Annotated in this window: 26 protein-coding genes and 1 tRNA gene; 14 read left to right on the plus strand and 13 right to left on the minus strand. The window is 70.1% G+C overall.

Annotated elements, in window-relative coordinates; translation table 11 throughout:
- Positions 1-74 precede the first annotated feature (74 nt).
- On the plus strand, positions 75-1,004 hold the full coding sequence (locus METY_RS13100; protein ID WP_103121846.1) for an AEC family transporter: 930 nt from the start codon (positions 75-77) through the stop codon (positions 1,002-1,004).
- A 21-nt stretch (positions 1,005-1,025) separates the two neighbouring features.
- Here the strand turns inward: METY_RS13100 and METY_RS13105 are convergent, their stop codons facing one another.
- Entirely contained in the window at positions 1,026-1,550 is a 525-nt protein-coding gene (locus tag METY_RS13105) for a hypothetical protein (RefSeq protein ID WP_103121847.1), read from the minus strand.
- A gap of 197 nt (positions 1,551-1,747) precedes the next feature.
- Here METY_RS13105 and METY_RS13110 point away from each other — a divergent pair, with 197 nt between their 5' ends.
- The 4 genes from METY_RS13110 to dprA all read left to right on the plus strand — a co-directional run bounded on the left by METY_RS13110 (position 1,748) and on the right by dprA (position 5,826).
- Positions 1,748-2,704 carry an aspartate carbamoyltransferase catalytic subunit gene (locus METY_RS13110; RefSeq protein WP_103121848.1) on the plus strand — a complete coding sequence of 319 codons (957 nt, stop codon included), beginning with the start codon at positions 1,748-1,750 and terminating at the stop codon, positions 2,702-2,704.
- A 5-nt stretch (positions 2,705-2,709) separates the two neighbouring features.
- Positions 2,710-4,005 carry a dihydroorotase gene (locus METY_RS13115; RefSeq protein WP_103121849.1) on the plus strand — a complete coding sequence of 432 codons (1,296 nt, stop codon included), beginning with the start codon at positions 2,710-2,712 and terminating at the stop codon, positions 4,003-4,005.
- A 61-nt stretch (positions 4,006-4,066) separates the two neighbouring features.
- Positions 4,067-4,696, plus strand: a complete 630-nt coding sequence (gene plsY / locus METY_RS13120) for a glycerol-3-phosphate 1-O-acyltransferase PlsY (protein ID WP_103121850.1) — start codon at positions 4,067-4,069, stop codon at positions 4,694-4,696.
- 5 nt (positions 4,697-4,701) lie between these two features.
- Positions 4,702-5,826 (plus strand): DNA-processing protein DprA, encoded by a 1,125-nt coding sequence (dprA, locus tag METY_RS13125; protein WP_103121851.1) that lies wholly within the window; start codon positions 4,702-4,704, stop codon positions 5,824-5,826.
- A 189-nt stretch (positions 5,827-6,015) separates the two neighbouring features.
- Here dprA and METY_RS13130 read toward each other — a convergent pair whose 3' ends face one another.
- Entirely contained in the window at positions 6,016-6,234 is a 219-nt protein-coding gene (locus METY_RS13130) for a hypothetical protein (RefSeq protein WP_146035721.1), read from the minus strand.
- A gap of 191 nt (positions 6,235-6,425) precedes the next feature.
- Between METY_RS13130 and topA the strand changes: the two genes are divergently transcribed.
- Both topA and METY_RS13140 read left to right on the plus strand, forming a co-directional pair.
- Positions 6,426-9,092 (plus strand): type I DNA topoisomerase, encoded by a 2,667-nt coding sequence (topA, locus tag METY_RS13135; RefSeq protein ID WP_103121853.1) that lies wholly within the window; start codon positions 6,426-6,428, stop codon positions 9,090-9,092.
- 26 nt (positions 9,093-9,118) lie between these two features.
- Positions 9,119-9,496 carry a hypothetical protein gene (locus METY_RS13140; RefSeq protein ID WP_103121854.1) on the plus strand — a complete coding sequence of 126 codons (378 nt, stop codon included), beginning with the start codon at positions 9,119-9,121 and terminating at the stop codon, positions 9,494-9,496.
- Positions 9,497-9,544: 48 nt separating this feature from the next.
- On the opposite strand, the gene METY_RS13145 is transcribed toward METY_RS13140, so the two are convergent.
- The 9 genes from METY_RS13145 to METY_RS13185 form a co-directional block, all read right to left on the minus strand.
- On the minus strand, positions 9,545-10,225 hold the full coding sequence (locus METY_RS13145) for a glutathione S-transferase N-terminal domain-containing protein (RefSeq protein ID WP_103121855.1): 681 nt from the start codon (positions 10,223-10,225) through the stop codon (positions 9,545-9,547).
- Positions 10,226-10,306: 81 nt separating this feature from the next.
- Positions 10,307-11,104, minus strand: coding sequence for an MBL fold metallo-hydrolase (locus tag METY_RS13150; protein WP_103121856.1), 798 nt, complete (start codon positions 11,102-11,104; stop codon positions 10,307-10,309).
- Positions 11,101-11,919, minus strand: a complete 819-nt coding sequence (locus tag METY_RS13155) for a TatD family hydrolase (protein WP_103121857.1) — start codon at positions 11,917-11,919, stop codon at positions 11,101-11,103. The genes METY_RS13150 and METY_RS13155 overlap by 4 nt, the downstream gene beginning before the upstream one ends.
- Positions 11,916-13,472 carry a methionine--tRNA ligase gene (metG, locus tag METY_RS13160; protein WP_103121858.1) on the minus strand — a complete coding sequence of 519 codons (1,557 nt, stop codon included), beginning with the start codon at positions 13,470-13,472 and terminating at the stop codon, positions 11,916-11,918. The genes METY_RS13155 and metG overlap by 4 nt, the downstream gene beginning before the upstream one ends.
- 30 nt (positions 13,473-13,502) lie before the next feature.
- Positions 13,503-14,561, minus strand: coding sequence for a DNA polymerase III subunit delta' (locus METY_RS13165; RefSeq protein WP_103121859.1), 1,059 nt, complete (start codon positions 14,559-14,561; stop codon positions 13,503-13,505).
- Positions 14,558-15,208: a dTMP kinase gene (gene tmk, locus METY_RS13170; RefSeq protein WP_103121860.1), complete on the minus strand. Its 651-nt coding sequence runs from the start codon at positions 15,206-15,208 to the stop codon at positions 14,558-14,560. Before tmk ends, METY_RS13165 begins: the two co-directional genes overlap by 4 nt.
- The gene (locus METY_RS13175; RefSeq protein WP_103121861.1) at positions 15,209-16,423 is read right to left on the minus strand and encodes a D-alanyl-D-alanine carboxypeptidase family protein; all 1,215 of its coding nucleotides are present in this window, start codon (positions 16,421-16,423) and stop codon (positions 15,209-15,211) included.
- 103 nt (positions 16,424-16,526) lie between these two features.
- Positions 16,527-17,834, minus strand: coding sequence for a septal ring lytic transglycosylase RlpA family protein (locus tag METY_RS21235; protein ID WP_200819674.1), 1,308 nt, complete (start codon positions 17,832-17,834; stop codon positions 16,527-16,529).
- 187 nt (positions 17,835-18,021) lie between these two features.
- Positions 18,022-18,405 (minus strand): hypothetical protein, encoded by a 384-nt coding sequence (locus METY_RS13185; RefSeq protein WP_103121862.1) that lies wholly within the window; start codon positions 18,403-18,405, stop codon positions 18,022-18,024.
- A 159-nt stretch (positions 18,406-18,564) separates the two neighbouring features.
- On the opposite strand from METY_RS13185, the gene METY_RS13190 reads away from it, so the two are divergent.
- Together METY_RS13190 and METY_RS13195 are read left to right on the plus strand one after the other, a co-directional pair.
- A tRNA-Ser gene (locus METY_RS13190) sits at positions 18,565-18,654 on the plus strand.
- Positions 18,655-18,766: 112 nt separating this feature from the next.
- The gene (locus tag METY_RS13195) at positions 18,767-19,597 is read left to right on the plus strand and encodes a TrmH family RNA methyltransferase (protein WP_103121863.1); all 831 of its coding nucleotides are present in this window, start codon (positions 18,767-18,769) and stop codon (positions 19,595-19,597) included.
- Between the two features lie 33 nt (positions 19,598-19,630).
- Here the strand turns inward: METY_RS13195 and METY_RS13200 are convergent, their stop codons facing one another.
- A complete protein-coding gene (locus METY_RS13200) occupies positions 19,631-20,038 on the minus strand; it encodes a hypothetical protein (protein WP_160147356.1) in 408 nt (135 codons plus the stop codon).
- 276 nt (positions 20,039-20,314) lie between these two features.
- Here METY_RS13200 and METY_RS13205 point away from each other — a divergent pair, with 276 nt between their 5' ends.
- From METY_RS13205 to METY_RS13215, 3 genes are all read left to right on the plus strand, one after another.
- Entirely contained in the window at positions 20,315-22,024 is a 1,710-nt protein-coding gene (locus METY_RS13205) for an MFS transporter (protein ID WP_103121865.1), read from the plus strand.
- A 166-nt stretch (positions 22,025-22,190) separates the two neighbouring features.
- A complete protein-coding gene (locus tag METY_RS13210; protein WP_103121866.1) occupies positions 22,191-23,102 on the plus strand; it encodes an ATP-grasp domain-containing protein in 912 nt (303 codons plus the stop codon).
- Complete coding sequence (locus tag METY_RS13215) at positions 23,092-23,925, plus strand: triphosphoribosyl-dephospho-CoA synthase (protein ID WP_103121867.1); 834 nt, start codon at positions 23,092-23,094, stop codon at positions 23,923-23,925. Before METY_RS13210 ends, METY_RS13215 begins: the two co-directional genes overlap by 11 nt.
- Here METY_RS13215 and METY_RS13220 read toward each other — a convergent pair.
- Positions 23,879-24,640, minus strand: coding sequence for a HisA/HisF-related TIM barrel protein (locus METY_RS13220; protein WP_346433157.1), 762 nt, complete (start codon positions 24,638-24,640; stop codon positions 23,879-23,881). The two genes, METY_RS13215 and METY_RS13220, sit on opposite strands and share 47 nt — an antisense overlap.
- A 134-nt stretch (positions 24,641-24,774) precedes the next feature.
- Here METY_RS13220 and METY_RS13225 point away from each other — a divergent pair, with 134 nt between their 5' ends.
- Both METY_RS13225 and METY_RS13230 read left to right on the plus strand, forming a co-directional pair.
- Entirely contained in the window at positions 24,775-25,641 is an 867-nt protein-coding gene (locus tag METY_RS13225; protein WP_103121868.1) for an ATP-grasp domain-containing protein, read from the plus strand.
- On the plus strand, positions 25,638-26,672 hold the full coding sequence (locus tag METY_RS13230) for a hydantoinase/oxoprolinase family protein (RefSeq protein ID WP_103121869.1): 1,035 nt from the start codon (positions 25,638-25,640) through the stop codon (positions 26,670-26,672). The genes METY_RS13225 and METY_RS13230 overlap by 4 nt, the downstream gene beginning before the upstream one ends.
- The last annotated feature ends 24 nt before the right edge of the window (positions 26,673-26,696 follow it).

A 26,696-nucleotide genomic window follows, 5' to 3' on the forward strand; every position in this document is an offset into this window, starting at 1 on the left:
TTCGGAATTCAGGCGAGAATGGCAGCTATGCGGCCAGTGACGAGCGCGCCCACGGTCCCGGGGTTCGGCCCCGCATGATCCTCGCTTTCGAAAGCCTCCTGCCCTCGTTCCTGCTCATCCTGGTCGGCTTCGGCCTATCCCGCTCGCCGCTGCTGCCGGCGGCGCTGTGGGAGGGGATCGAGCGGCTGAACTACTACGTGCTGTTTCCCGCGCTGCTCTTCGTGACGCTGGCCCGCGCCGACCTGGCCTCGGCGCCAATCGGACCCATGGCCGCGGCGATGGTCTTGGCGATCCTGCTGGTCGCGGGCGGCATGCTCGCGACGCGAGGGTGGTGGATGAGCCTTCCGGGCGTCGACGGACGCGCCTTCAGCTCGCATTTCCAGGGCGCCATCCGCTGGCAGACCTCCGTCGCTCTGGCCTTGGCGGCGACGCTTTACGGCCGTGAGGGCTTGGCGCTCGGCGCGATCGGCGTCGCGGCCATGATCCCGTTGCTCAACTTGCTAAGCGTCGCGGTCGTCGCCTCGCACGGCGCGAGCACCCCTCCCTCTCGCTGGGCGCTGGCGCGGGAACTCGCGCGCAACCCGCTGATCCTGTCGGTGCTGGCCGGCGCGGCGCTCAACGCCTCCGGCTTTCGGCTTTACGGACCGGTGGTGGAGACCGTCGACCTGCTCGGCCGTGGCGCGCTTGGGGTCGGGCTGCTGCTGGTCGGCGCGGGGCTCGCGCCCGCCACCCTCCGGCTGCGGCTCGACATCGGCTTGGTTGTTGCGGTGAAGCTGATGCTCATGCCGATCCTGATGATCGGCTTCGCGACGCTCTTCGGCGTCGAGGGCGTGGCGCTTGGCGTGGTCGCGATCTCGAGCGCTGTTCCGACGGCCAGCAACGCCTACCTGCTGGCGCGCCGCCTTGGGGGCGACGCGCCGTTGATGTCCGCCATCATCACGGTGCAGACCGTCGCCGCGTTCGCGACGCTGCCCGCGATCTTGTGGCTGATCGGCGCGACGTGATCCGCCGCGCCGATCGCGCGCTCAGCACGGGCGGTAGCGAACCACCCGATAGCGGCGGCCGTCGTAGCCGCGCCGCGTGGTGATCACCTCGCACTCGCCGCCGTAGGAGCGGTAGTAGCCCGACCGATAGTAGGTCGGGCGGCCGTAGTAGTAATCGTCGTCGTAGTAGCCGCGGTTCCCGGCGATCAGCGCGCCGGTGGCGAGGCCGATCACCCCCGCCGCGGCGTAGCCGCCGTAGTTGTGATGGCGACGGTAGCCGTAGTAGCGACGGCCGCCCCAGCCGCCGCCATAATAGCGGCGTCCGCCGCCGCCCCAGCCGCCGTAGTGTCGGCCGCCGCCGCCCCAACCGCCGTAATGACGGCCGCCGCCGCCCCAGCCGCGCCCGCCGCGACGGTCGACGAGCATGATCTGGTCGGAGCGGATGCCGGCGATCGACGTTGCGGATGCGGGCTTCGCCGAGGACGACGCCGCTTCAGCCGGCATTGCGCCCAAGGCCACGCCGAGCGCGCAGGCACCGGCGACGATGAACTTACGAACAGACGTCATTGAGATACCTCCTCGAGCGACGTTGCGCTCTTGCCCGGCGTCATTGGACGTCCCAATGCCGCCGAGATTGTGATCGCACGACCCAAAGTCGTGACCAAAACCGCCCTTGACGCACAAGATGGCGTCGTCAGACGCGGGGACAAGGCGTCGCCTTCTCTTGCCGGCCGCCATGCGCTGGCGCTATGACACCAGCCTTGATGAGCACCCCCGCCGAGCCCGCGCCCTTCGCCTTTCCCCACCGCCATCTGCTGGGGATCGAAGGCCTTTCCGCCTCCGAGATCGAAGGTCTGCTCGCCGCGGCCGAGGACGCCGTGGCGCTCAGCCGCCAGGTCGAGAAGAAGCGCACGACGCTGCGCGGCCGCACCCAGGTCAACCTGTTCTTCGAGAATTCGACGCGGACGCAGTCCTCGTTCGAGATCGCCGGGAAGCGCCTCGGCGCCGACGTCATGAACATGTCGGTCGGCAATTCGTCCATGAAGAAGGGCGAGACGGTGCTCGACACCGCGGCCACCCTCAACGCCATGCGGCCGGACATCATCGTCGTGCGCCACCATGCGGCGGGCGCTGTCGCGCTGCTCGCGCAGAAGGTCGACTGCTCGGTGGTGAACGCCGGCGACGGCGCCCACGAGCACCCCACCCAGGCGTTGCTTGACGCGCTCACCATCCTCCGCGCCAAGGGGCGCATCGCCGGCCTCGTGGTGGCGATCTGCGGCGACGTGCTGCACAGCCGCGTGGCGCGCTCGAACATCATCCTGCTGAACGCCCTCGGCGCGCAGGTGCGCGTGGTCGCGCCGTCCACGCTGCTGCCGACCGGGATCGAACGGCTCGGCGTCGAGGTGTTCCGCACCATGCGCGAGGGTCTCGCCGGCGCCGACGTCGTCATGATGCTGCGGCTGCAGCTCGAGCGCATGAACGGGTCCTTCGTGCCTTCGGTGAAGGAGTACTTCAAGCACTTCGGCCTCGACGGGGCGAAGCTCGCCTACGCCAGGCCCGACGCCGTGGTGATGCACCCCGGCCCGATGAACCGCGGCGTCGAGATCGCCTCCGAGGTCGCCGACGGCCCCCGCTCGCTGATCCGCGATCAGGTCGAGATGGGCGTCGCCGTGCGCATGGCCGTTCTCGAGACGCTCGCGCGTCACCTGCCGAACGCGTGAGCCCGATGCAACCCCAGGACGACCGCCCTCTCCTCTTCGTCAACGCGCGCCTCGTCTGCCCGGCGAGCGGCCGCGACGAAATCGGCTCGCTGCTCGTGGCCGAAGGCGTCATCGCCGAGATCGGCCCGAGGGTCCCGCCCTCGGCGCGGGCGGAGACGGTGGACTGCCGCGGCCATGTGCTGGCGCCGGGCTTGGTCGACCTCGGCGCCTTCGTCGGCGAACCCGGCGCGGAGCACCGCGAGACCATCGAGACCGCGAGCCGGGCGGCCGCGGTCGGCGGCGTCACCACCATCGTCGCACGGCCCGACACGACCCCGCCGGTCGACGCGCCGGAGATCGTCGACTACCTCATGCGCCGCGCCCGCGACACCGCGAGCGTCCACGTTTGCCCCATGGCCGCGCTCACCAAGGGCCTCGCCGGCGCGGAGATGACCGAGGTCGGCCTGCTGCTGGAGGCTGGCGCGGTCGCCTTCACCGACGGTCCGCGCTCGGTCGCGAGCGCCCGCGTCATGCGCCGCGCCATGACCTACGCCCGCGACTTCGACGCGCTGATCTGCCACCACGTCGAGGACGCCGATCTCGCCGCCGGCGGCGCCATGAACGAGGGCGAACTCGCAAGCCGGCTCGGCCTGCCCGGCCGCCCGGTCGCGGCGGAGGCGCTGATGCTGGAGCGCGACCTGCGGCTCGCCGCGCTCACCGGCGCCCGCTACCATGCGAGCCTCGTCAGCTCAGCCGAGAGCGTCGGCCTCATCGCCCGCGCGAAGGCGGCGGGAACCCGCGTCACCTGCGGGGCCTCGGTCGCGCATCTCACCCTGAACGAGAACGACGTCGGCGAGTACCGCACCTTCTTCAAGCTCACCCCGCCCCTGCGCCACGAGGACGACCGGCGCGCGCTGGTCGAGGCCCTCGCCGACGGCGTCATCGACGTGGTCTGCTCGGCCCACGACCCGCAGGACGTGGAGACCAAACGCCGCCCCTTCGCCGAGGCGGAAGACGGCGCGATCGGCATCGAGACCATGCTCGCCGCCGGTCTCCGCCTGGTTCATTCGGGCGACGTCACGCTGCACCGCCTGCTTGCGGCGATGTCGACCAACCCTGCGAAACTGCTCGGCCTGGCCGCCGGCGCGCTGACGGTCGGCGCCCCGGCCGACCTCATCCTGTTCGACCCCGACGCCCCCTGGGTGCTGGAGGCGGCGCGGCTGAAATCGAAGTCCAAGAACACCCCGTTCGATCAGGCCCGGTTGCAGGGGCGGGTCTGGCGCACCGTCGTTGCGGGGCGCACGGTCTACCCCTACGCTTGATCCCTGCGCAGACAGACGCGGACGGCTCAGGCCGCCGCCCACCGGAACCGAACCCCGCGCGATGACGAACTCCACGGCCCTCGACATCGTCGCCGCCATTCCGCTCGGCTACCTCCTCGGCTCAATTCCCTTCGGCGTGCTGGTCACGCGCCTCGCCGGCGTCGGCGACGTGCGCAACATCGGGTCCGGCAACATCGGCACGACCAACGTGCTGCGCACCGGCCGGCGCGACCTCGCGGCGGCCACGCTCATCGGCGACATGCTGAAGGCGACCGCGGCGGTCATCATCGCCCGCCAGCTCTGGGGCGAGGCCGCGGCGCTCGCAGCGGGCGCCTCGGCCTTCATCGGCCACGTCTATCCCGTGTGGCTGCGTTTCAAAGGCGGCAAGGGCGTCGCGACCTACCTCGGCGCGCTGATCGGCGTCGCCTGGCCCGTCGCGCTGATCTTCGCGGCCGTCTGGATCGGAGTCGCGGCCGCCAGCCGCTACTCCTCCGCCTCGGCGCTCGCCGCAAGCGTCGCGGCGCCGGTCATGCTGGCCGTCCTCAGCCGCCACCCCACCTCAGCGGCGGTCGTGTTCGCGATCCTCAGCGTGATGCTGTGGGTTATGCACCGGGACAACATCGCTCGCCTGATGCAGGGGCGTGAAAGCCGCATCGGGCAACGATCAGACCAGCCGCGCAGCGGGGCCTGACGGCGATGGCCGGGCTGACGGACGAGCAACGCATCGCCTGGCTCCGGCTGATCCGCTCCGAGAACGTCGGACCTCGCACCTTCCGCGATCTCGTGAACCACTTCGGCGGGGCCGCGGCTGCGCTCGAAGCCCTCCCCAGCCTCGCCCGGCGGGGCGGACGCGCCGTGCGCGTCTGTTCAAGAAGCGAAGCCGAGGACGAGATCGCCGGCGCGCTGGCCCGCGGCGCCCGACTGATCGCGCTCGGCGAGCCGGACTATCCCGCGCCGCTCGCCGCGATCGAGGGCGCGCCCCCGCTGATCACCGTGGCGGGCGACCCCGCCGTGTTCCGCCGCCCCGCGATCGGCGTCGTCGGCGCGCGCAACGCCTCGTCGGCGGGCCGAACCTTCGCGGCGCGGGTCGCCAGCGAACTCGGCGGCGCGGGCTGGGCGATCGTCTCCGGTCTCGCGCGCGGCGTAGACGCCGCGGCGCACGCCGCCTCAACCCGGTCCGGCACGATCGCCGTGTTCGCGGGCGGGCTCGACTGTCTCTATCCTCCCGAGCACGCGGACCTTGCGCGCCGGATCGTGGAGACCGGCGCGCTCATCACCGAGATGCCGCTGGGTTGGCAGCCGCGCGGCCGGGATTTCCCGCGCCGCAATCGGATCATCGCCGGCCTGTCGCTCGGCGTGCTGGTGGTGGAGGCCGCGGTGCGGTCGGGCTCGCTCATCACCGCTCGGCTCGCGGCGGAGCTCGGCCGCGAAGTGATGGCGGCTCCGGGCTCTCCGCTCGACCCACGCTGCGAAGGCTCGAACGGCCTGTTGCGGGACGGGGCCACCTTCATCACCCGCTCCGACGACGTCATCGAGGCGCTCCATCACCTGCTCGGGCGGGACCAGCCGAACCCGCCGCCGATCGGGCTCGCCCAGGCCGGAACGGCGGGCCTTCACGGCGCGGAGCCCGACGAGGACGAGCGGACGCGCATCATGGATCTGCTCGGCCCGACGCCGGCGGCGGTCGACGAGATCGTACGGCAGTCCGGCGGCGACGCCCGCGCGGTGCAGCTGGTGCTGCTGGAGCTCGAGATTGCCGGTCGGCTCGAGCGTCGCCCCGGCGGGGCCGTGTCTCTGCGCCAGCCCGAGCTCTGGCTCTGATCGTCCCGTCGACGGCAAGTCTGCGTCGCCACGATCCGGGTCTGTGATCCATCGTCGCTCTGGCGCCAACCCCCGGCGCCCACGAGATCGACGTCGCGTTGGCGTGGCTGAGGGTGCAGGAACCCGGCGCGTGGGCCGGGACGAGCAGGAGCGCGCTTGCGACGGACTGCCAATTGCCGCAAACGCGCTCTAGCGGCGGTTCGGGCGCTCCCCCTGCCGCAGTGCGGGCTCACGCGCTTGGGTCTCGGCTTCGAGCCTCGCCATGTCGAGGAGGTAGGCGAGCGTCGGAAGGGCGTTGGTGCGCGCGATCCGCGCGAGTTCGACCGTTATCGTGGCGACATAGTTGGCCGCCTCGGCGCGCGCCGCCGGATCCAGCCGCTGCAATGGGGCGCCCGCGGGGCTCGTCATGGTTCGACCGCTTCTACAGTGGGGATGCGTTAAACCTACACCGATGATTGCACGAAACGCAATATAGCGCTGACAGGTTGTATTCCTCGCTTGAGCGTTGTGACGCGGGGCGATTTGACAGGCTGAACCCGGTTCCCCATGTTCGCCGCCGCCGTCGCCCGGACTGGCGTCAGCTCAGAGACCCACGACTGATGAACAATGTCGTCATCGTCGAATCGCCTGCGAAGGCGAAGACGATCAACAAGTATCTTGGTTCCGATTATGAGGTTCTCGCCTCGTACGGCCATGTGCGAGATCTCCCTGCGAAGGATGGCTCCGTCGATCCGGACGCCGACTTCCGCATGCTGTGGGAGGTGGACGGCAAGTCCGCCCAGCGGCTGAACGAGATCGCGCGCGCCGTCAAAGGCGCCGACAAGCTCATCCTCGCAACCGACCCCGACCGCGAGGGCGAGGCGATCTCGTGGCACGTGCTCGAGGTTCTGCGCGCCAAGAAGGCCATCAAGGACCAGCCGGTCGAACGCGTGGTGTTCAACGCGATCACCAAGCAGGCGATCCTCGACGCGATGAAGAAGCCGCGCGAGATCGACGTCGGGCTGGTCGACGCCTACCTCGCCCGCCGTGCGCTCGACTATCTCGTCGGCTTCAACCTGTCGCCTGTGCTGTGGCGCAAGCTTCCGGGCGCCCGTTCCGCCGGCCGCGTCCAGTCTGTGGCGCTGCGCCTCGTCTGCGACCGCGAGATCGAGATCGAGCGCTTCGTTCCGCGTGAATACTGGTCGCTGATCGCCCAGCTCGCGACGCCCAAGGGCGAAACCTTCGAGGCGCGAATCTCCTCCGCCGACGGCAAGAAGATCGGTCGTCTGGACATCGCCGACGGCGCCACCGCCGCCGCGCTGAAAAGCGCGATCGAGGCGTCCGACCTCAAGGTCTCCAACGTCGAAGCGAAGCCCGGCCGGCGCAACCCGGCCCCGCCCTTCACCACCTCCACGCTCCAACAGGAAGCCAGCCGCAAGCTCGGGCTGGCCCCGAACCGGACGATGCAGATCGCCCAGCGGCTGTATGAGGGCGTCGACATCGGCGGCGAGACCACCGGTCTCATCACTTATATGCGGACCGACGGCGTCGACATGGACCCGAGCGCGGTCACGGCCGTGCGCTCGCTGATCGGCGCGGACTACGGCGCCCGCTACGTGCCGGGCAGCCCCCGCAAGTACACGGTGAAGGCCAAGAACGCTCAGGAGGCCCACGAGGCCATCCGCCCGACCGACCCGCGGCGGACCCCGCGCGAGATGGCCCGCCGCCTCGACGACGACCAGGCCAAGCTCTACGAGCTGATCTGGAAGCGCACGGTCGCGAGCCAGATGGAATCGGCCGAGGTCGAGCGGACCACCGTCGACATCCTGGCGACCGGCTCGGGACGGCCGATCGAACTCCGCGCCACCGGCACGGTCGTGACCTTCGACGGCTTCCTCGCCGCCTACCAGGAAGGCCGGGACGACGAGGAGGACGAGGAGGCCCGCCGCCTGCCGGCGATGGCCGCGAACGACCCGCTCAAGCGCGTGGGCCCCGTCGCCTCGACCCAGCATTTCACCGAGCCGCCGCCCCGCTACACCGAGGCCGCGCTCGTCAAGCGCATGGAGGAGCTCGGCATCGGCCGCCCCTCCACCTACGCCGCCACGCTCGGCGTGCTGCGCGACCGCGAATATGTGAAGCTCGACAAGAAGCGGCTGGTGCCGGACGACAAGGGCCGGCTTGTCACGGCTTTCCTGGAAAGCTTCTTCGACCGCTATGTGGAGTACGACTTCACGGCGGATCTCGAGGGGCAGCTCGACAAGATCTCGAACCACGAGCTCGACTGGAAGGAGGTGCTGCGCGCCTTCTGGAAGGAGTTCACCGGCGCAATCGACGCGACCAAGGAGCTGCGCGTCACGCAGGTCCTCGACGCCCTGAACGAGATCCTTGGACCCTACATCTTCCCGGCCAAGGCCGACGGCTCCGATCCGCGCGTCTGCCCGACCTGCGGCACGGGCCGGCTCTCGCTCAAGCTCGGCAAGTTCGGCTCCTTCGTGGGCTGCTCGAACTATCCCGAGTGCAAGTTCACCCGTCCGCTCGGCGGCGAGCTTGGCGGCGAGGACGGCTCGGCCGCCGGCCCTGACGGCGTGAAGGCGCTCGGCACGGATCCCGAGACCGGTCTCGAGGTGACGCTGCGCGCGGGACGGTTCGGTGCCTATGTTCAGCTCGGCGAAGGCGCGGACAAGGAGAAGCCGAAGCGCTCCTCCCTGCCAAAGGGGTGGTCGGCGGCGGAGCTCGATCTCGACGGCGCGCTCAAGCTCTTGTCGCTGCCGCGGCTCGTCGGGCTGCATCCGGAAAGCGGTAAGCCGATCGAGGCCAATATCGGTCGGTACGGGCCCTACGTCAGCCATGACGGCTCCTACGCCAACCTCGATTCGCCGGAAGAGGTCTTTACCGTCGGCCTCAACCGGGCCGTCACGGTGATCGCCGAGAAGAAGGACAAGCGCGGCGCAGGCCGCGGCGGCGCGCCGGCGGGGCGCACCGTCGGCGACCATCCCGACGGCGGCCCCATCACGGTCCACGCGGGGCGCTACGGCCCCTACGCCAAGCACGGCAAGGTCAACGCGACCCTGCCGAAGGGAGTCGAGGCCGACGCCCTGACGCTCGAAGAGGCGATCAAGATCATCGACGCCCGCGCGGCGATGGGCGGGTCCAAGAAGCCGGCGCGGAAGGCGGCCGCGAAGAAGCCCGCCGCCAAGGCGGCCACCGCAAAGGCCTCTCCAAAGGCGGCGGCGAAGAAGCCGGCCGCGAAGAAGACGGTCAAGCCGGCGAGCAAAGCCGCGGAGTGACCGCGGGGTTGAAGGGCGGAAGACCCATGGCGAGGACCACCACCAGCTTGACCGCGCTGGCTTTGGCCGCGGCCCTCGCCGCGGGGCTGGCCTCGAGCGCCGCAGCCCAGGCCTACGTGGTCTGGGGCCTCGGCGCGAAGACCTGCGGCGCCTGGACAGACGCACAGCGCACGGACGAGGCGAAGGCGGAGGCGTATCAGTCCTGGGTCCACGCCTTCCTCACCGGCGCCGCCTTCGGCCGGAACGGGCTCGCCCTGAAGCCGTACGCCGACATCAATCCGGAGGCGCTGACCAGATGGGTCGACGCCTGGTGTGAGGCGAACCCGCGGATGACGGTCGAGCGCGCCGCTGTGGCGCTGCTCGACCACGTCGCCGCCGCCGGCGTCCAATCCGGCGGCAAGTGACGGCGGACGCGACCGCCAATCGCCGGTTAGCTGGGAATTGACCCCGCGTTAACCTGCCGTCGCCCCAAGCGTCGCTCCGTAGCGCTCTTCGAGACGCCCGAACCAGGGGCCGATGCGGTCCTCCCCGGCGAGGTAGTCGACCGCGCCGACGACCCGCGCCCACTGGAACAGGCCCGCAATCAGGAAGTCCGCGAACAACGGCTCGTCGCCGCCGATAAATGGCTGGCTTCGAAGGAGAATCCGGAGCGGCGTCATCGCCTCCCGGGCCGCGGCGATGGTGACCTCGGGCTGGGCTGAGACCTCCTCCAGCGGCGCTTTGAACATGCGCTCCCGCGACGACCGGAAGTAGACTTGCGTCTCCGCATCCAGGCCATCGTGGATCGCCAGCGCCATCGGCCGCGACATCTTGCCGAGCAGGTAAGCGCCCTGCGCCGCAGCCGCCCGGGTCAGCGCGACGCCGCCTTCGCCGGCGAAAAGCGTAGGCGAATCAACGCGCGTGCGCTCGAGATGCAGCGCCAGCTCGAACGAATCGCCGATGGTGGTCCCGTCGATCTCGACGATCGGCACCGTCTTGAAGCCGCCGCCCGCGACCTTTCCGATGTCCACGAACCGCGTCGCGGTGGTCTCGAACGCCACGCCCTTGTGCGCGAGCGCGAGCTTCGCCGCCCAGCAGTAGGGGCTCAGCCGGCGGCCGTCGGCGAGCGTCAGATCATAGAGATGGGCGGTCACGGGCGTTCGCTCCTGAGCAGGTTATTGCTTGCGCCCATTCTGGCATGCCAGACGCCGTCGAGGCGAGCCGCCTCGCAACGCCTAGTGCGTCTCGATCCGCATGCCGTCGAAGGCGACGTCCACATGGGCGGGAACGCGGCGTTTCAGGGTCGCGTAGTCGAGGTCCGTGTGGAGATTGGTCAGGATCGCACGCTTCGGCTTCAGCCGTTCGATCCAATCCAGCGCTTCGGCCAGCGAGAAATGGCTGGGATGGGGCGAATCGCGCAGCGCATCGATGATCCAAACGTCGAGCCCCTCCAGCAGCGGCGCGGAGGCGGGAGGGATGTCGTTGACGTCGGGCGTGTAGGCGAGGCCGCCAAACCGAAAGCCGAGCGCCGCCTCGGACCCATGCTGGAGCTCGATGGGAAGCGCCTCGATCGCGCCTCCCCGGCCGGAAATCGCAACGGGCTCGCCGGGAAGAAGCCTGTGCTCGTTCAGGATCGGCGGATAGTCCGAGCCGGGCGGCGTCTCGAACACATAGGCGAAGCGCCGCCGGAGAAAATCTCCGGTCCGGGCGTCCGCCCATACGTCGACCCGCGACCTCGTGTGAATGGCGATTGGCCTGAGGTCGTCGATGCCGTGGGTGTGATCGGCGTGCTCATGGGTGTAGAGCACGGCGTCGAGCTGCGCGACGCCGGCGTCGATCAGTTGCTCCCGCAGGTCCGCCCCAGTATCGACGAGCACCTGGGTCGCCCCGGCGGAGCCGTCGCGCTCGACCAGAATGGAGCACCGGCGGCGGCGGTTGCGAGGCTCGGTGGGATCGCAGCGGCCCCAACCGCTGGCGACGCGCGGCACGCCGCCCGAGGACCCGCACCCGAGAATGGTGACCCGAAGGCTCACGCCGCGTCCGCGCCTTGCAGCGTCACGAGAGCAGACCTTGGCGTCTTGTTGAACAGTCTAAAGAAATTGTCCGTCGTAATGCGCCGAGCTTCGTCCTCGCTCCAGCCGCGCACCTTGGCGAGAACGGACGCCGTCTTCGCGGTGTAGGCCGGCTCGTTGCGCTTGCCGCGGAAGGGCTCGGGGGCGAGATAAGGCGCATCGGTCTCGACCAGCAGCCGGTCGGCAGGAACCTCGGCCGCGATTGCGCGCAGTTCGTCTGACCGCTTGAAGGTTAGAATGCCGGAGAACGACACGTAGAGCCCGAGCGCGACGCCCCGGCGGGCGAGTTCGGCGCCCGACGAGAAGCAGTGCAGCACCGCCGGGAAGGCGCCCTTCGCAGTCTCCTCTTCGAGGATCGCGATCATCGCCTCGTCGGCCGAACGCGCGTGGATGACGAGCGGAAGCTGGGCGATGCGGGCCGCGGCGATGTGGGCGCGGACCCCCCGCTCCTGCGCCTCCGGCGGGCTCGAATCGTAATGGAAGTCCAGCCCGGCCTCGCCGAATCCGACGATCTTCGGGTGCTCCGCCAGGCGCACCAGTTCATCGGTGGTGACGTCTAGCTCCTCGTGGGCGTTCTGCGGGTGGGTGCCCACCGTGCCGTAGACCGAGGGGTAAGCATCGACGAGTTCGAGGACGCGGTCGAACCGGCGCACCCGGGTCGAGATCGTCAACATCAGTCCGACGCCCGCTTCATGCGCGCGTTGAACGACGGCGTCGCGCTCCGGCGCGAACTGGTCGAAGTCGAGATGGCAGTGGCTGTCCACAAGAGCGGTCACGCGGCCGCCTCCGGCTCCACGTAGCGGGGGAACACCGGCTGCGGCGCGGGGAAGACCGTCCCTGGCGACAGACGGCCGGTCGCGCCGAGCACGTCGAAGCTTCGCGCGTCGTCGGCCACGCCGAGCAGATCGAGCAGCTTGGCCGCCGCGGCAGGGGTGAACGGCTGCACCAGGATCGCGACGTTCCGGACCGCTTCCGCCGTCACATAGAGCACCGTCGCCATGCGCTCCGGGTCAGTCTTCTTCAGCGCCCAGGGCTCCGCGTTGGCGAAGTAGCGGTTGGTCTCCGCCACCACCTGCCAGATGGCGCCGAGCGCCTGATGCAGCGCGAGGTCGTCGAAGGCGGCGCGCACCGTCCCGGCGAGACCATCGACCGCCGCCAGGATCGCCTCGTCGGCGGCGGCGAGGGCTGCCGGCGCAGGCGCCCTGCCCTCGCAATTCTTGCCGATCATCGACAGCGACCGCTGCGCCAGATTGCCGAGATCGTTGGCGAGATCGGCGTTGATGCGGCCGACGATCGCCTCGTGGCTGTAGGAGCCGTCCTGTCCGAACGGGGCCTCGCGCAGCAGGAAGTACCGAACCGCGTCCACGCCGTAGCCCTCGGCCAGCGCGAAGGGGTCGACGACGTTGCCGACCGACTTCGACATCTTCTCCCCTCGATTGTAGAGGAAGCCGTGCGCGAACACCCGCTTCGGCAGGGGCAGTCCCGCCGACATCAGGAAAGCCGGCCAGAACACCGTGTGGAAGCGGATGATGTCCTTGCCGATGACATGTAGATCCGCGGGCCACCACTTCGCCGCAGCCTCCTCGTCCGCGGGAAAGCCTGCGCCGGTGAGGTAGTTCGTCAAGGCGTCGACCCAGACATACATGACATGCTTTGGGTCGTTCGGCACCGGCACGCCCCAGTCGAACGTGGTGCGGCTGATCGAGAGGTCCGATAGGCCGCGCTTCACGAAGGCCAGCACCTCGTTGCGCCGCGCGTCCGGCCCGATGAAGCCGGGCTGGTCCTCGTAGAGCTTCAGCAGCCGATCCTGATAGGCGGAGAGCCTGAAGAAGTAGCTTTCCTCCACCACCCATTCGACCGGCGCGCCGGTGGGCGCCTTGCGCGTTCCGTCAGGGGCGAGCGTCGTCTCGGCCTCGTCGAAATATGCCTCGTCGCGGACGGAGTACCAGCCTTCGTACTTGCCCAGATAGATGTCGCCGGCGGCCTGCATCCGCCGCCACAGCTCCTGGCTCGCGGCGTAATGGTCGGCGTCGGTGGTGCGGATGAAGCGGTCGAACGAGACGCCGTAGAGTTCGTCCATGGCCTTGAAGCGCGCCGCGTTCCGGGTCGCCCAGTCGAAAGGGCTGACGCCTTCGCGCGCGGCCGTCTGGGCCATCTTCAGGCCGTGCTCGTCCGTGCCGGTCAAGAAGCGCACTTCGCGGCCGTCGAGCCGGTGGAACCGCGCGACGGCGTCCGTCGCGATCGCTTCGTAGACATGGCCGATGTGCGGCACGCCGTTCGGATAGGCGATTGCGGTCGTGACGTAGTAGGGGCTCTTGGACGTCGCCATCGCTCGTCAGATGTCTTGCGCCGGCCGCCGTCAGCGGCGCGCGAGGCCGGCGAGTTGGGCGAGCGTCTCCAGAACGAAGGGCCGGCGGTCGAGGTTGAAGGTCTCGGTGTCCCGCGCGGCGCGGGCGGTTTTTTCCCACACCTCCGCAAACCGCGCAAGGCGCGCCTCCCCCGCCGCGGCTCCGGCGCGCACCCGAGCGTGGAGCCAGTCTCCGACCAGCGACACGAACAGACCGAAGCGCTGCTCGGCGCCGCGCTTGGCGAGGTCCTCGGCCAGCGCGTGGCTCGCCTTGACGTCGACGTCGGGGAGGCGGTCGAGCAGGCTGGAGACCACGCGGTGCAGGGACGCGCCGTCGCTTGCGAGCAGCGACAGGGCGTGCGCAACGCTGCCTTCGCTCAATGCCGCGGCCGTGTCGAGCGCGTCGTCGTCGTGCTCTTCGGCGATCTCGGACAAGCGGCCGAGGACGGCGCGCACTTCGGACGAGGCGAGCGGCGCCAAGGGCAAGGCGCGACAACGCGAGCGCACCGGCGCGGGCAAGCCGCGCGGGGCGGCGGAGAGCAGGACGAAGATCGCCCGCGGCGGCGGCTCCTCCAGCACCTTGAGCAAAGCGTTCGCCGCGGCGCCGTTCATGTCGTCGGCCGTGTCCACAATTGCGACCCGCCAGCCGCCCTCGCCCGCCGTCGACCCGAAGAATCCGGTGGCGCGCCGGACGTCGTCCACTCGGATGTCCCCGTAAAACGCCTTGCGGTCCGCGTTCCAGCCGCGGCGCAGCACGAGAAGATCGGGATGCGACAGCCGGGCGACCCACCTCGCCGCGGGATGGTCCATCGACACGGCGAGGGATGCGGCCCCCGCGGCCTCCGCCGGATCGGGGTGCGCCAAGACAAAGCGCGCAAGTCGGTAGGCGAGCGTCGCCTTGCCGATCCCCTCCGGTCCCGAGACCAGCCACGCGTGATGCATGCGGTTCGAGCCGTAGGCCGCCGCGAGCTCGTGCTCCGCCGCCCGATGGCCCACGAGCCCCTCGGTCTCGCGGGGGTGCGGGCAGCCCTCGCGACGGTCGGACTCGGGGGCGCCGTCGGCGTCGCTCATTGGACGATTCCGGCCATCAGCAGCCGGCGCTCGACCGCTTCCCACACCCGCTGCTCGACCGCGTCGGCGTCGCCGCCCGCGTCAATCAAAAGGCAGCGCTCGGGCTCGGACCGCGCGATCTCGACAAAAGCGCGGCGCAGTCGTTCGTGGAACGAGCCGCCCTCTGCCTCGAATCGGTCCGGCGCGGCCAGCGCGCCCGCCCGCAGCCTCGCACGCTCAAGCCCGACCGCGGCCGGCGCGTCGAGGATCAGGGTCAGGTCCGGCCTGGTCTGGCCCGCCGCGACTTTCTCGAAGGCCCGAATCAGCTCCGGCTCGACTCCTCCAAGCGCGCCCTGATAGGCGCGGGTCGAATCGATGAAGCGGTCGCACAGCGCCCAGACGCCGCGCTCGAGCGCTGGCCGGATGGTGCGCTCCACGTGGTCGGCGCGCGCAGCAGCGACCAGCACCGTCTCCGCCAGCGGACCGAACCGCTTGGCGCCGCCCGACAGCAGCACGTCCCTGAGCGCCTCAGCGCGCGGCGAGCCGCCGGGCTCGCGCGTGACGATCACCTCGACGCCTCCCCGCTCGAGAGCCGCAGCCAGACGCTTGAGCTGAGTCGACTTGCCGACCCCCTCCCCGCCTTCGAACGTGATGAAGCGTCCGCGCATTCAGATTTTCGCGGCCACCTGGCCGAAGAGGTCACCGACAAGTTCGAGAGCGCCGTCGATCGCCCGACGTCCGAGATCGCCGACGGGAACGTCCTCTGCCGCCGTCAGGGCGGTCTCGACGGTCAGCGTCTCGCCCCGCCACACCCGCAGCGTGCCGACGCGGGTCCCGCGCGCGATAGGCGCCTGCAGCGGGCCGTCGTAGGTCACCCGCGCCACGATTCGCGCGTCGTCGCCCTTCGGCGTCAGCAGCGCGACCGGCCCCGGGGCTACCAGCGGCACGTAACGGCGCTCCCCGCCGAAAACCCGCGCCTCGGCCACGGCCTCGTCGGCGGCGAAGATCTGGCGCTCTTCGAACGCCGTGAAGCCCCAGTCCAGCAGCTTCCTCGCCTCGTCCGACCGCGCCTTCGCCGTCTCTAGGCCCATCAGCACCACGATTAGCCGACGCCCGTCGCGGAACACGGAGCCCACGAGGCTGAAGCCGCCGTCCTCGGTCCAGCCCGTCTTGAGTCCATCGGCGCCGGCGTAGTCCGCTAGCAAGGGGTTGCGATTGCGCTGGGAGATCTTGTTCCAGGTGAATTCTGGCTCTCGGAAGGTCGGATACCGCTCGGGATAGGATCGTATGAGATGCTCGGCGAGCTTCGCCACGTCGCGCGCCGTCATGCGCTGCTCCGGGTCGGGCTGGCCGGTCGCGTTGCGAAAGGTCGAGCGGGCGAGCCCGAGCTCCCGGGCGCGCGCGTTCATCAACTCGGCGAAGGCCGGCTCGGACCCGGCGAGGCCGGCCGCGAGCGTGATCGCGGCGTCGCCGCCGGATTGCACGATCACGCCGCGCAGCAGATCGGCGACGGCGACCTCCGAGTTGAGCTTCGCGAACATCGCAGAACCGCGCGAGGGCGCACCGCCCCGCCGCCAGGCGTCCTCGGTGATTTTGAACGTTTGGTCCGGCTTCAGGCGCCCGTCGTCCAGCGCCTGAAACACAAGCTCGACGGTCATCAGCGTGGCCATGCTGGCGGGCGGCGACGGCAGGTCGGCCTGCTTGGCGTAGAGCACCGAGCCGGAAGTCACGTCATAGAGATAGGCGATGGGCGCCGCTGTCTTGAAGTCCTTCGCGGCGGCGGACGCCGCCTCAGCCGCGCCGGCGGCGGCCACGGAGAGCGCGAGACCGGCGCAGACGCCCTTCAGCGGCGACGCAAGCCGGGCCAAGATTCGGATCAACATCGTCACGCCCGTCGTTCGCGCTCGTCGAGCCTCACGATACGCCGGAGGCACAGGGGGCACAATCGACCGATCCCCCGCGCGACGTTCACGTCACGCGACAGGGTTAGCGGAGATTGGAGTACGCGCTGGCGGCGCCGAGGCTCGGCTCCTGGCTGCGGACGAAAGCCGGCGTGTCGCCAAAACCTTCGAAGCTCGCGGCGATCCGCGCGGCGACGGCCGGATTCTGCGCCGGCCGAAGCGTCGGAGCGGGTTCGTCAGGCGTCTCGGTCCCGGGGAGCTGCGGGGCGACGGCGGCAAGCACCGGCTCCTCCGTCGGCTTCACCACACGCTTGGCCGTCGTCTTCGGCGCCGACGCGTGCGCGGCAGGAGCCGGCGCCGCCGCGGTCGCCGCCAGCCGGGCCTCCGCCGTGCTCGCGGGCGCCTTGGCGTCGAGCGGCTTCACCTCCGCCAGCTTGGCCTTCGGCTCCGCCGCGACGCGCGGCGCGGCCGCGATCCGCGGTTCGGTGTTCGGCGTTCCGGCCAAGCCCTCAGGCGCCGCCTGCCGGGCGACGACGGTCGGCTTCGCCGCCGGGATCGGAACCAGGGCGGCCGCCTGCGCCGGCGCGTAGGCCGTCGTCAGATTGGTCTCGACCTTCGAAGCGGGAGCCTCGGCGCTCGCCACAACCGTCAGATCGGCGGAAGGCGCGGCGCGGCCCAGTAGCTCGGCGTCGGACACCGGCTTCAGGCTCGCAAGCTGCACGCCCTCGGGCGCGGCGGGGCGGCCGAATTCCTTGTAGGTCGCGAGCAACTGCCGATCGTCGGTGCCCGCCAGAGGGGCGAGCCCGACATAGTCGATCTTGACCGCCCCCACGCCCGCGCGGCGGAAGCCGAGCACGTCGGCTGTCCGCTGCGAGACGTCGATCAGTCGCCCTTTGTGGAACGGTCCGCGGTCGTTGACGCGCACGACGACCGATCGCCCGTTGGTGACGTTCGTCACGCGGACGTAGGAGGGCAGCGGCAGCGACGGATGCGCGGCGCTGAGCGAGGCCGAATCGAAGACCTCGCCGTTGGCCGTGCGGCGGCCATGGAACCGGGCGCCATAGAAGGACGCCAAGCCGACGCCGACCGGACCGGGCTTGCGCGCCGCCGGCGAGTAAACCTTCCCGGCGACCTGGTACGTCTTGCCGACGCTGTAGACCCCGCCGCCTTTCGGCACGGGCTTGCCGGCGGCGACGACCTGCGGGCTGACCGCGACGCCAAGCGCCGGGTCGACCGTCGGCGCCACGGCTGCGGTCTTGGTCGGCTGGGTCTGCGCCGAACAGGCGGCGAGCGCGGCGCAGGCGGCGATAACGGCGACCTGGGGAATGCGGAAGGCGAATGGAACGACCGATCGACGGTTCTGCGCTCGGGTGACCGTCGCTGCGTCGTTCATGCCGTCCGTCCTCGCATGCGCCGGGGACGCAGACACGAAGGCGCATGAAGCGCTTCCCCATCCGTCAGCGCTGTCGCGCCGCCCGCCCCCGTTCGATGGCGCGCCAGAAGCGCGCCGGGATCACAGTTATGAACGAAGCTTCGTAAAAAAGGCAAGAGTGGGGCGTTTGCGCCACATTTCCTACCGATCACTTCGCGATGCGGGCTGTTCCCTTCAGCCCGTCATCGCGCACCCAGGCGATCTTGTCGCCGCCCAAGCTCGCGACCGTGAAGCAAAACGCTTTGCCGTCGTACCAGGTGCGCCACTTCTGGCAGAGTTTCGCGCCGTCCACCCACCAGCGCCCGCTGTCTTTCGGCTGCATGAAGCGCCCGAGCCCGACGGCGTCGCCGGACCCGTCGACGACCCCATCCTTCCGGTAGTTCAAGGGAAACTCGCCGCCGAGCGGCGTCGCGAGATAGACCGTGCGTCCGGCGATGGCTTCGGACAGCGCGTCGCCGGCGAGGCTTTGCGCGAGAGAGCTGGAGCCGGCCAGAACAACGAAGATACCAGAGACAATGGACGTGACGCGCATCTCGAACTCCCGCGACGTGGCGCGTTAAGGCTTGTGACGGCGAGATACGCGGAGGGAGGGGTTTCGGTTGTCGCGGCGTTCGCCGCTGTTGCGACGCAGCGCGCTCTCCGCCATCATCGCGCCGCTTCGGCGCCCCGATCGGCGGCGTCTGGCGTCCGCGGAAGGGTGGCCGAGCGGTTTAAGGCAGCGGTCTTGAAAACCGCCGTGGGGGCGACTCCACCGTGGGTTCGAATCCCACCCCTTCCGCCACTTGGTTCGCGGACGGCGCCCTGCGCTCCGACACGCTCGGCCTGCGCGCGTTGCCAGGTCCAGGCGCACGTGAGAAGAGACCGGGCGAACGTCTAACCGCCGATTGGTCTCCATGCGCCCTCCCCGCCCGCCCCGCGACGCCGCCTCCACGCCGTGGGAGAAACGCGGTCCGCGGCCAGGCCCGCAGAAGTATGGCCCGCGGGATTTCCCCCGCGACCATGACGGCCCCGTCACCCTCTACGGCTTCCATTCCGTGGTCGAGGCGCTGTCGAACCCGAAGCGCAAGATCATCAGGCTGATGGCGACGGAGAACGCCCTCGCCCGGCTGGCGGAGGCGAACGTGCCGACGCGGGTGGAGCCGGAAATCGTACGGCCCGGCGCCATAGACCGGCTGCTGACTCCGGATTCGGTGCATCAGGGGCTCTACCTCGAAGCCGAAGCGCTGCGCATTCCGACGCTCAAGACGATCCCGGCCGACGGCCTCGTGCTGGTGCTCGACCAGATCACCGACCCGCACAACGTCGGCGCGATCGTACGCACCGCCGCCGCCTTCGCTGTGGACGCGATCGTCACCACCGCACGCCACAGTCCGGAGGCGACCGGCGTGTTGGCGAAGAGCGCGAGCGGCGGACTGGAGCATGTGCCGCTGATCCTGATCCAGAACCTCGCCCGCGGCTTGGAGGACCTGGAAGCCCGCGGCTACCTCAGGATCGGCCTCGACTCGGAGGGTCCCGCGACCCTGGACGACACGCCGCTCGGCTCAGGCGGCGTGGCTCTGGTTCTTGGCGCGGAAGGCAAAGGGCTGCGGCAGCTGACCCGTCAGACCTGCGACGTGCTCGCCCGGCTCGACATGCCGGGCGCCATCAAGAGCCTGAACGTGTCGAACGCGGCGGCGATTTCGCTGCATTGCGTGAGGCGGAGCAAACCCGCGCGGTCCGGCTGAAGGTCGGGACGTATCGTCCGACTCTCTTCCGCCTCAGCGTGGCGGAAACTGGTTGATCCGCGTGCCGATGTCGCTCTGCACGCGCGGCGTCGAGACGCTCGGCGCCGGTTGCGAACGATAACGGCGGGCGCGGCCAATCGCGTCGTAGGTCTCGGGACGCCCCGGCACGTTCAGGCGGCGTCCGTAGCCGTCGTAGCGCGGAGGCTCGTAGCGGGGCCGCCGAGCGGGCTGCGCCTGCATCTCGACGCGGGGCGCGGCCCTGCCGCGCCGCCACTCCCGATCCGCCTTCGTCGCCGGCCGCGTGATAGTCCGCGGGTTCTGATCGTAAGGCTCGCCGATGATCGACTTGGGCCGCTCGACCGCGTCAACCGGCACGGCGCCCATCAGCGCGCCCGTCGATAACAAAAGCGTGCACAAAGCTTTTCTGAACGCGGCATTCATCTTTTAGCCAATCGACGGGGGGTTTCGACGACTTGTACGTATGGCGTGGGCTTTTGTGCGCCACCCTGACAACGATTCCGTCCGGCGCACGGATCCCGATCCAATTGACGACGTCTGCGGAGGTCCCGGCGGCTTAGCTGGGCGAAACGGGGCGAAAGCAAAAAGAGCGCGAAGGCCGCAAGGGATCGAGCGGCCGGCAAAACACGTCAACGCAACGCCGTCCGCGGGCGGCGATCGCCTGCGCGCCGCGCGAGGCGGTGAACGAGGGGAACGCTCATGTCCGTCGCAAGTGCGACCACCGCAATCGACGCCAAACGGCCGATGTCCAGGGAGGAGAAGAAGGTCATTCTGGCCTTCTCGCTTGGCACCATTTTCGAGTGGTACGATTTCTATCTCTACGGCACGCTCGCCGTGATCATCGGCAAGCAGTTCTTCTCATCCTTTCCGCCTGCGACGCAGGCGATCTTCGCGCTCCTGGCGTTTGCGGCGGGCTTCCTCGTGCGTCCTTTCGGCGCCCTGGTGTTCGGACGGCTGGGCGATCTCGTGGGGCGGAAGCACACGTTCCTCATCACGATCGTGATCATGGGCGCCTCGACGTTCCTCGTCGGCCTGCTCCCCGGCTATGACGCGATCGGCTGGGCCGCGCCGGTCATCCTCATCGCGCTCCGCATGCTCCAGGGCCTCGCCCTGGGCGGCGAGTACGGCGGCGCGGCGGTCTATGTCGCCGAGCACGCCCCGGTGGGGCGCCGCGGCTTTTACACTGCGTGGATCCAGACGACCGCCACTCTCGGCCTGCTGCTCTCGCTCGGGGTGATCGTCTCGCTGCGCCTCTGGATGGGCGAAGAGGCGTTCCAGACCAACTTCCCGCTGTTCTTCGGCCTCCAGGGCGGCTGGCGTCTGCCGTTCCTGGGCTCGATCTTCCTGCTCGCGATTTCGATCTACATCCGTCTGCAGATGAACGAATCCCCGGCCTTCCTGAAGATGAAGGAAGAGGGCACCCGCTCAAAGGCGCCGCTTTCGGAAGCGTTCGGCCAGTGGAAGAACGGAAAGATCGTCCTGATCGCGCTGTTCGGCCTTGTGGTCGGACAGGCCGTCGTCTGGTACACGGGCCAGTTCTACGCCCTGTTCTTCCTGCAGAACATTCTGAAGATCGACCTCCTGACGGCGAACGTGCTGATCGCGTGGTCGCTCATCATCGGAACCGGCGGCTTCCTGTTCTTCGGCGCGCTGTCTGACAAGATCGGCCGCAAGCCGATCATCCTGGGCGGCTGCCTGGTCGCGGCCATCACCTACTTCCCTCTGTTCGGCGCGCTCACCTCGATCGCCAACCCGAAGTACGAGCGGGCGCTTGAAAGCGTGAAGATAGAGGTCGTCGCCGATCCGGCGTCCTGCGGGAACCTGTTCGACCCGGTGGGCATCCGGAAGTTCACGGCGCCCTGCGACGTCGCCCGCCGCACGCTCTCGCAGCAGGCGCTGCGCTACACCAAGGTGGACGCCCCCGCCGGCTCGCCGCTGCGGGTGACGGTGAACGGGACCGAGGTTCCCTTCACCGACGCCGCGGCCTTCCCGAAGGCGGTCGGCGATGCGGCGGTCGCCGCCGGCTATCCGGCTGCGGCGGACCCGGAGAAGGTCAAGATCACCGGCTTCTTCGCCGCGCTCGGCAACCTCCAGGCTCTCAAGATCATCGCGATCCTGACCGTGATGGTGCTTTACGTCACCGCGGTGTACGGGCCGATTGCGGCGGCGCTGGTCGAGTTCTTCCCGACTCGTATCCGCTACACGGCCATGTCGCTGCCCTACCACATCGGCAACGGCTGGTTCGGCGGTCTGCTTCCCGCGACCTCGTTCGCGATCGTCGCGTCGACGGGCGACATCTACTCGGGCCTCTGGTACCCGATCGGCTTCGCGCTGCTCACGGTGGTGATCGGACTGATCTTCGTCCGCGAAACCAAGGACCGTGACCTCAACACCTACGAGCACGCCTGATCGCTTCAGGCTGAGCGCCGCGACGATCGCCCCCGCGTCCGCAAGGATGCGGGGGTTTCGCGTTCGGGGGGCGGCCGCGTCGCGGAGTCGCGACGGCAGGCGGTCGTGCTAAGACGGCGCGGTCGCTATGGTCCGCCCGCCCGTGTCCCTTGTTCGCCGAGCCTGCATGATCGCCGAGAACGCCGTCGTCATCTTCACCGAGAAAGCCGACTGGCACAGCCACGGGCTCGCCGGCGCGATCGAGCGCGAAGGATTGCGGCCGCTGATCCGGTCCATGACGGAGTGCGGCTTCGATCTCGTGACCGGACGGCCCGGCCTGATCATCCCGGGCCTCGAGGGGCGGCTGCCGGCCGCGATCTTCGTGCGGCTGATACCTGCGGGCACGACCGAGCAGATCACGGCGCGGCTGGGCTTTCTCCATGCCGCACGCGCCATGGGGGTCGCGGTCGTCAACGACGCCCGCGCGATCGAGGTTTGCGTCGACAAGAGCATGACCACCGCCATGCTCGCGATGACTGGCCTGCCCACGCCGCGCACCATGACCGCTGAGCGCGCGGCCGACGCCGAACGCGCGCGAGCCGCGATCGGGGGCGACGTGGTGCTGAAGCCGCTGTTCGGCGCTCAGGGCAAGGGACTCATGCGCCTCAAGCCCGAGGAAAAGCTTCCCGCCCCCGAAGAGGTCGGCGGCCTCTACTACCTTCAGGAGTTCGTGCCGAGCCGCGGCTCGGCCGCAGCCGGCGGCGCGCACGACTGGCGGGTGTTCGTGCTTGGGGGTCGGGCGATCGGCGCCATGATTCGACGCTCGGACGGGTGGGTGACGAACATCTTCCAAGGCGCCCAGGGCGAGGCCGCGCCGATCGACGGCGAGGCGGCCGCGCTCGCCGTCCGCGCCGCGGCGGCGGTCGGCGCGGATTACGCCGGCGTCGACCTGATCGAGGCCGAGGACGGACGATTCCTCATCCTTGAGGTGAACTCCATGCCCGCTTGGAAGGGACTGACGACCGCGACGGGGATCGACGTGGCGGCGGCGCTCGCGCGCGATCTCGCCAGCCGGCTGGCGCGCGCCGATGCCGCCTGAGGGCGGCCTGACGCTCTCGGAGGTCGCGGAGGAATTCCGGGCGGCGTGCCAGGCGGAGCTGAACGCCTTCAAGCCGGGCAACGTCCACGTCTTCCGGGCCGGCCACGGCATGACGGTCGCGACCTTCGAGCGCGCGGCCGAGGTCGCCGCGGTGCGCCTCGTCGCCGGCCGGACCGTCGGCGAACGAATCGAAAGCGCGGTCAAGGCGTCGCTCGGCGCCGTGGGCTGCAACGCGAACCTCGGCATTCTGCTGCTGGCGGCGCCGCTGGTCGAGGCCGCTTTCACGTCCGGCCCCGACGAGCCTCTACGAAGCGCTCTCGCCCGCGTGCTCGGCCGCCTGACCGTGGACGACGCAGCCGCCGCCTACCGCGCCATCGCCGCCGCGAACCCCGGCGGCCTCGGCCGTGCGGACGAGCACGACGTGGCGGCCGCGCCGACGATCACGCTCCGCGAAGCCATGGCGGCGGCCGCCGACCGCGACCGGATAGCCCTGCAGTACGTCACGGACTTCGAAGACGTTTTCGCCGCGGCGGCGGCCTACGACAGCCACAGCGAAACGCGCGAGACGGTGGAGGATGTCTATCTCGGACTGCTCGGCTTGTTCCCTGACAGCCATGTCGCGCGCAAGTTCGGACCCGAGGTCGCCGAGCGCGTCCGCAAGGAGGCGTCCGCGTTCGCAACGCGCCTCGACGTGGAACTCGACCGCGACCGAGCGCTCGACGCCTTCGATCTGCACCTCAAGGCCCAGGGGATCAATCCCGGTACGACCGCAGACCTTACGGTTGCGGCCGTATTCGCCGCGAAGCTGCAAGCCCGCGGATGAGCGTCGCGCCGTCGAGCCGCCCGTCGTGCAGCGCGCTCGCGACCAGTACGCCCGCGACGCCGAGGCCGGTCAATGCGTCGAGGTCGCTCGGGTCGCGCACGCCGCCCGCCGCATAGACCCTCCGACCCTCGGCCCGCTCTAGCACGTCGGTCAGTCGCTCGATGTCCGGTCCTGCGCCGGCGCCGACACGCGCCAAGGTCATGACGATCACCCGATCGGGCCAGAGCTTGGGGCTCTCATGGATCTCGATCGGCCCCATGCGCCCGGACGCGTCGTGATCGAGCGAGAGCACGGATGGACCCGCGGCGAGAGCCCGCTTCAGAGCGAAGATGTCGGAGAAGGACTCGGAACCGATGACGCTGACGCCCGCCGCGCGCTCGCCCCGCCGCCGCAACGCCAGGACGTCGGTTTCGCCGCGGTCGACCCAGATCTCAAGATCCCGGAAGGCCGCGCGCAGGCCGTCGATGACGGCGTCGTGCGACCCGCGCCGCCGAATGGCGTCGAGGTCGGCGATGTAGAGGGTCCGAAACGGCGCGAGCCCTAAAAGCGCGGCGACGATCGCCAAGGGATCCGAGCCCGCGACCAGGCTCGACTGGATCGGACGGTAGGCGTCGCGCTCGCCGCGCCGGGCGTGCACCACCTGCCCGCCCATCAGGTCCAGCACCGGGATGACCTCCAATGTCGCAGCGCCTCCGAGCCGCTCATGGTTCCACACGCGCGCCGCCGCCTCTATGGTCCGGCCGACTCGGACCGAGGACCAAGGACGTGCGCGTCTTCCTGTGCGAATTCGTAACGGCCGGCGGCCTTCGGGGCGAGCCCCTACCCGCGTCGCTTGCGCGGGAGGGCCGGATGATGCGCGACGCGATGCTTGTCGACCTTCGCGACATCCCAAGCGTATCGGTCGCAATGACGGTGGACGACCGCCTGCCCGCGCCTGACGGGGTCGACGCTCGCCTGATCGCCGCCGGCGACGATCCCTGGACGCAATGGCGCGCCATGGCCGCGGCGGCTGACGTCGCGTGGATCGTGGCGCCTGAAACCGACGGCGCGCTGTTCAGCCTCGCGACGCTTTGCGCGGACGCAGGGGCGCGCGTGCTGGGGCCGACGCCCTCGGCGATCGCCCTGACCACATCCAAGCGCGAGACTGCGCGAAGGCTCGCCGAAGCGCGCATAGCGACGCCCGAGACCTATCCGCTCGGCGCGCTGCCAAAGGGTCTGGTCGGCCCCTTCGTCAGCAAACCGGACGACGGCGCCGGCTGCGACGACACCCGGCTCTGGGAGGAGCGACCGTTCGCGCTTCCCGGCGACCATGTGGTTCAGCCCTATGTCCATGGGGTCGCCGCCAGCCTTACGGTCCTCGGCGTCGGCGGCGGCGCCCGGCTTCTGGCGGCCAACCGCCAGCATGTGACGCTGGACGAGGGAGCCTTCGCTTTCGAGGGCTTGGCGGTCGGCGCCCTCACCGACGAAGACGGCGCGCTCGCCGAGCTCGCGGACGCCGTGGCGGCGGCGATACCGGGCCTCGACGGCCTATTCGGCATCGACGTGGTGCTGACCGGGGACGGCCCTGTGGTCATCGAGGTAAATCCACGCGTGACCACCGCCTACGTCGGCCTGCGGCGCTCGCTCGGCGTCAATCCCCTGCGCCTGCTGCCGCCCTTCGCGGACGGCTCGGTGGCGCCGCCCGCGAGCACACAGACGGTCGAGGTGCGACCGTGACGTCGATCGTCGGGCTCGACGTCGGCGGCGCGCATCTGAAGCTGGCCCGGCTCGGGGCCGACGGACGGCTGGAGGCCGTGCGCATCGCCGCCTGCCCGCTTTGGAGGGGTCTCGACCGGCTGGAGGCGGCCCTGGACCAGGCGGCCGGCGACGTTCCGCCGGACGCCGCCTGCGTTGCCACCATGACCGGGGAACTGGTGGATCTCTGGGCCGACCGCGCGTCCGGCGTCGCCGCCATCGCCGGAACGCTTGCGGCCCGGTTCGGGACGGAGCGACTCAGGATCTATGCAGGCGCCGCGGGGTTCATCGCCGCCGCCGCCGTAGGCGCGCATGTCGATCGTGTCGCCTCCGCCAACTGGCGCGCGACGGCGGAGGCGCTGGCGCGCGACGGCGAGGCGGGCCTTCTGATCGATGTGGGATCGACCACGAGCGACCTCATCCCCTTCGCGGAAGGCGTCGTGCTGTCCCGCGGCGCGACCGACGCCGCCCGCATGGCGGCGGACGAACTCGTCTATCAAGGCGTCGCGCGCACGCCGGTCATGGCTCTGAGCTCCCGCCTGCCGTTCGCGGGGGCCTGGGTGACGCCGATGGCCGAGCATTTCGCCACCAGCGCCGACGTCCATCGCCTGACCGGAGACCTCCCCGAGGGCGCCGACCTTCACGCCGCGGCGGACGACGGGCCGAAGACGCTGGAGGCCAGCGCCCGCCGGCTGTTGCGGATGGTCGGAGCGGACCTCGACGCCGCGACCCGACCCGCCGCCGAAACACTCGCGGGCTTTCTCGCCGAAGCGCAGTTACGACGGCTCCATGACGCCGCGCTCGGCGTGCTCACCCGTCCGGAGGCCCAGTCAATCCGCGTCATCGTCGGGGCGGGCGTCGGGCGTTTCCTTGCGAAACAGGTAGCGGAGCGGCTCGGTGTCGGCTATCGCGACCTCGGCGCGACTTTCGCGGATGCGGACGTCCTGGCGGATGCCGCCGCCGATTGCGCGCCCGCGGTCGCCGTCGCCCGCCTCTGGGCAGCCCGCGACTGATGAAACCGGACGCCGCTCCTACGA

Origin of the sequence: Methylopila sp. Yamaguchi, from assembly GCF_002897035.1 — a bacterium.
Classification (GTDB): Bacteria; Pseudomonadota; Alphaproteobacteria; order Rhizobiales; family Methylopilaceae; genus Methylopila.

Excerpts from the sequence above, each read along its gene's own strand:
- METY_RS13115 (WP_103121849.1), top strand. The coding sequence starts at position 2,710 with ATGCAACCCCAGGACGACCGCCCTCTCCTCTTCGTCAACGCGCGCCTC.
- METY_RS13195 (WP_103121863.1), top strand. The coding sequence starts at position 18,767 with ATGCGCCCTCCCCGCCCGCCCCGCGACGCCGCCTCCACGCCGTGGGAG.
- METY_RS21235 (WP_200819674.1), bottom strand. The coding sequence starts at position 17,834 with ATGAACGACGCAGCGACGGTCACCCGAGCGCAGAACCGTCGATCGGTC.
- METY_RS13110 (WP_103121848.1), top strand. The coding sequence starts at position 1,748 with ATGAGCACCCCCGCCGAGCCCGCGCCCTTCGCCTTTCCCCACCGCCAT.
- dprA (WP_103121851.1), top strand. The coding sequence starts at position 4,702 with ATGGCCGGGCTGACGGACGAGCAACGCATCGCCTGGCTCCGGCTGATC.
- METY_RS13100 (WP_103121846.1), top strand. The coding sequence starts at position 75 with ATGATCCTCGCTTTCGAAAGCCTCCTGCCCTCGTTCCTGCTCATCCTG.
- plsY (WP_103121850.1), top strand. The coding sequence starts at position 4,067 with ATGACGAACTCCACGGCCCTCGACATCGTCGCCGCCATTCCGCTCGGC.
- METY_RS13165 (WP_103121859.1), bottom strand. The coding sequence starts at position 14,561 with ATGAGCGACGCCGACGGCGCCCCCGAGTCCGACCGTCGCGAGGGCTGC.
- METY_RS13130 (WP_146035721.1), bottom strand. The coding sequence starts at position 6,234 with ATGACGAGCCCCGCGGGCGCCCCATTGCAGCGGCTGGATCCGGCGGCG.
- tmk (WP_103121860.1), bottom strand. The coding sequence starts at position 15,208 with ATGCGCGGACGCTTCATCACGTTCGAAGGCGGGGAGGGGGTCGGCAAG.
- METY_RS13215 (WP_103121867.1), top strand. The coding sequence starts at position 23,092 with ATGCCGCCTGAGGGCGGCCTGACGCTCTCGGAGGTCGCGGAGGAATTC.
- metG (WP_103121858.1), bottom strand. The coding sequence starts at position 13,472 with ATGGCGACGTCCAAGAGCCCCTACTACGTCACGACCGCAATCGCCTAT.
- METY_RS13140 (WP_103121854.1), top strand. The coding sequence starts at position 9,119 with ATGGCGAGGACCACCACCAGCTTGACCGCGCTGGCTTTGGCCGCGGCC.
- METY_RS13210 (WP_103121866.1), top strand. The coding sequence starts at position 22,191 with ATGATCGCCGAGAACGCCGTCGTCATCTTCACCGAGAAAGCCGACTGG.
- METY_RS13205 (WP_103121865.1), top strand. The coding sequence starts at position 20,315 with ATGTCCGTCGCAAGTGCGACCACCGCAATCGACGCCAAACGGCCGATG.
- METY_RS13185 (WP_103121862.1), bottom strand. The coding sequence starts at position 18,405 with ATGCGCGTCACGTCCATTGTCTCTGGTATCTTCGTTGTTCTGGCCGGC.
- METY_RS13200 (WP_160147356.1), bottom strand. The coding sequence starts at position 20,038 with ATGAATGCCGCGTTCAGAAAAGCTTTGTGCACGCTTTTGTTATCGACG.
- METY_RS13105 (WP_103121847.1), bottom strand. The coding sequence starts at position 1,550 with ATGACGTCTGTTCGTAAGTTCATCGTCGCCGGTGCCTGCGCGCTCGGC.
- topA (WP_103121853.1), top strand. The coding sequence starts at position 6,426 with ATGAACAATGTCGTCATCGTCGAATCGCCTGCGAAGGCGAAGACGATC.
- METY_RS13175 (WP_103121861.1), bottom strand. The coding sequence starts at position 16,423 with ATGTTGATCCGAATCTTGGCCCGGCTTGCGTCGCCGCTGAAGGGCGTC.
- METY_RS13225 (WP_103121868.1), top strand. The coding sequence starts at position 24,775 with ATGATGCGCGACGCGATGCTTGTCGACCTTCGCGACATCCCAAGCGTA.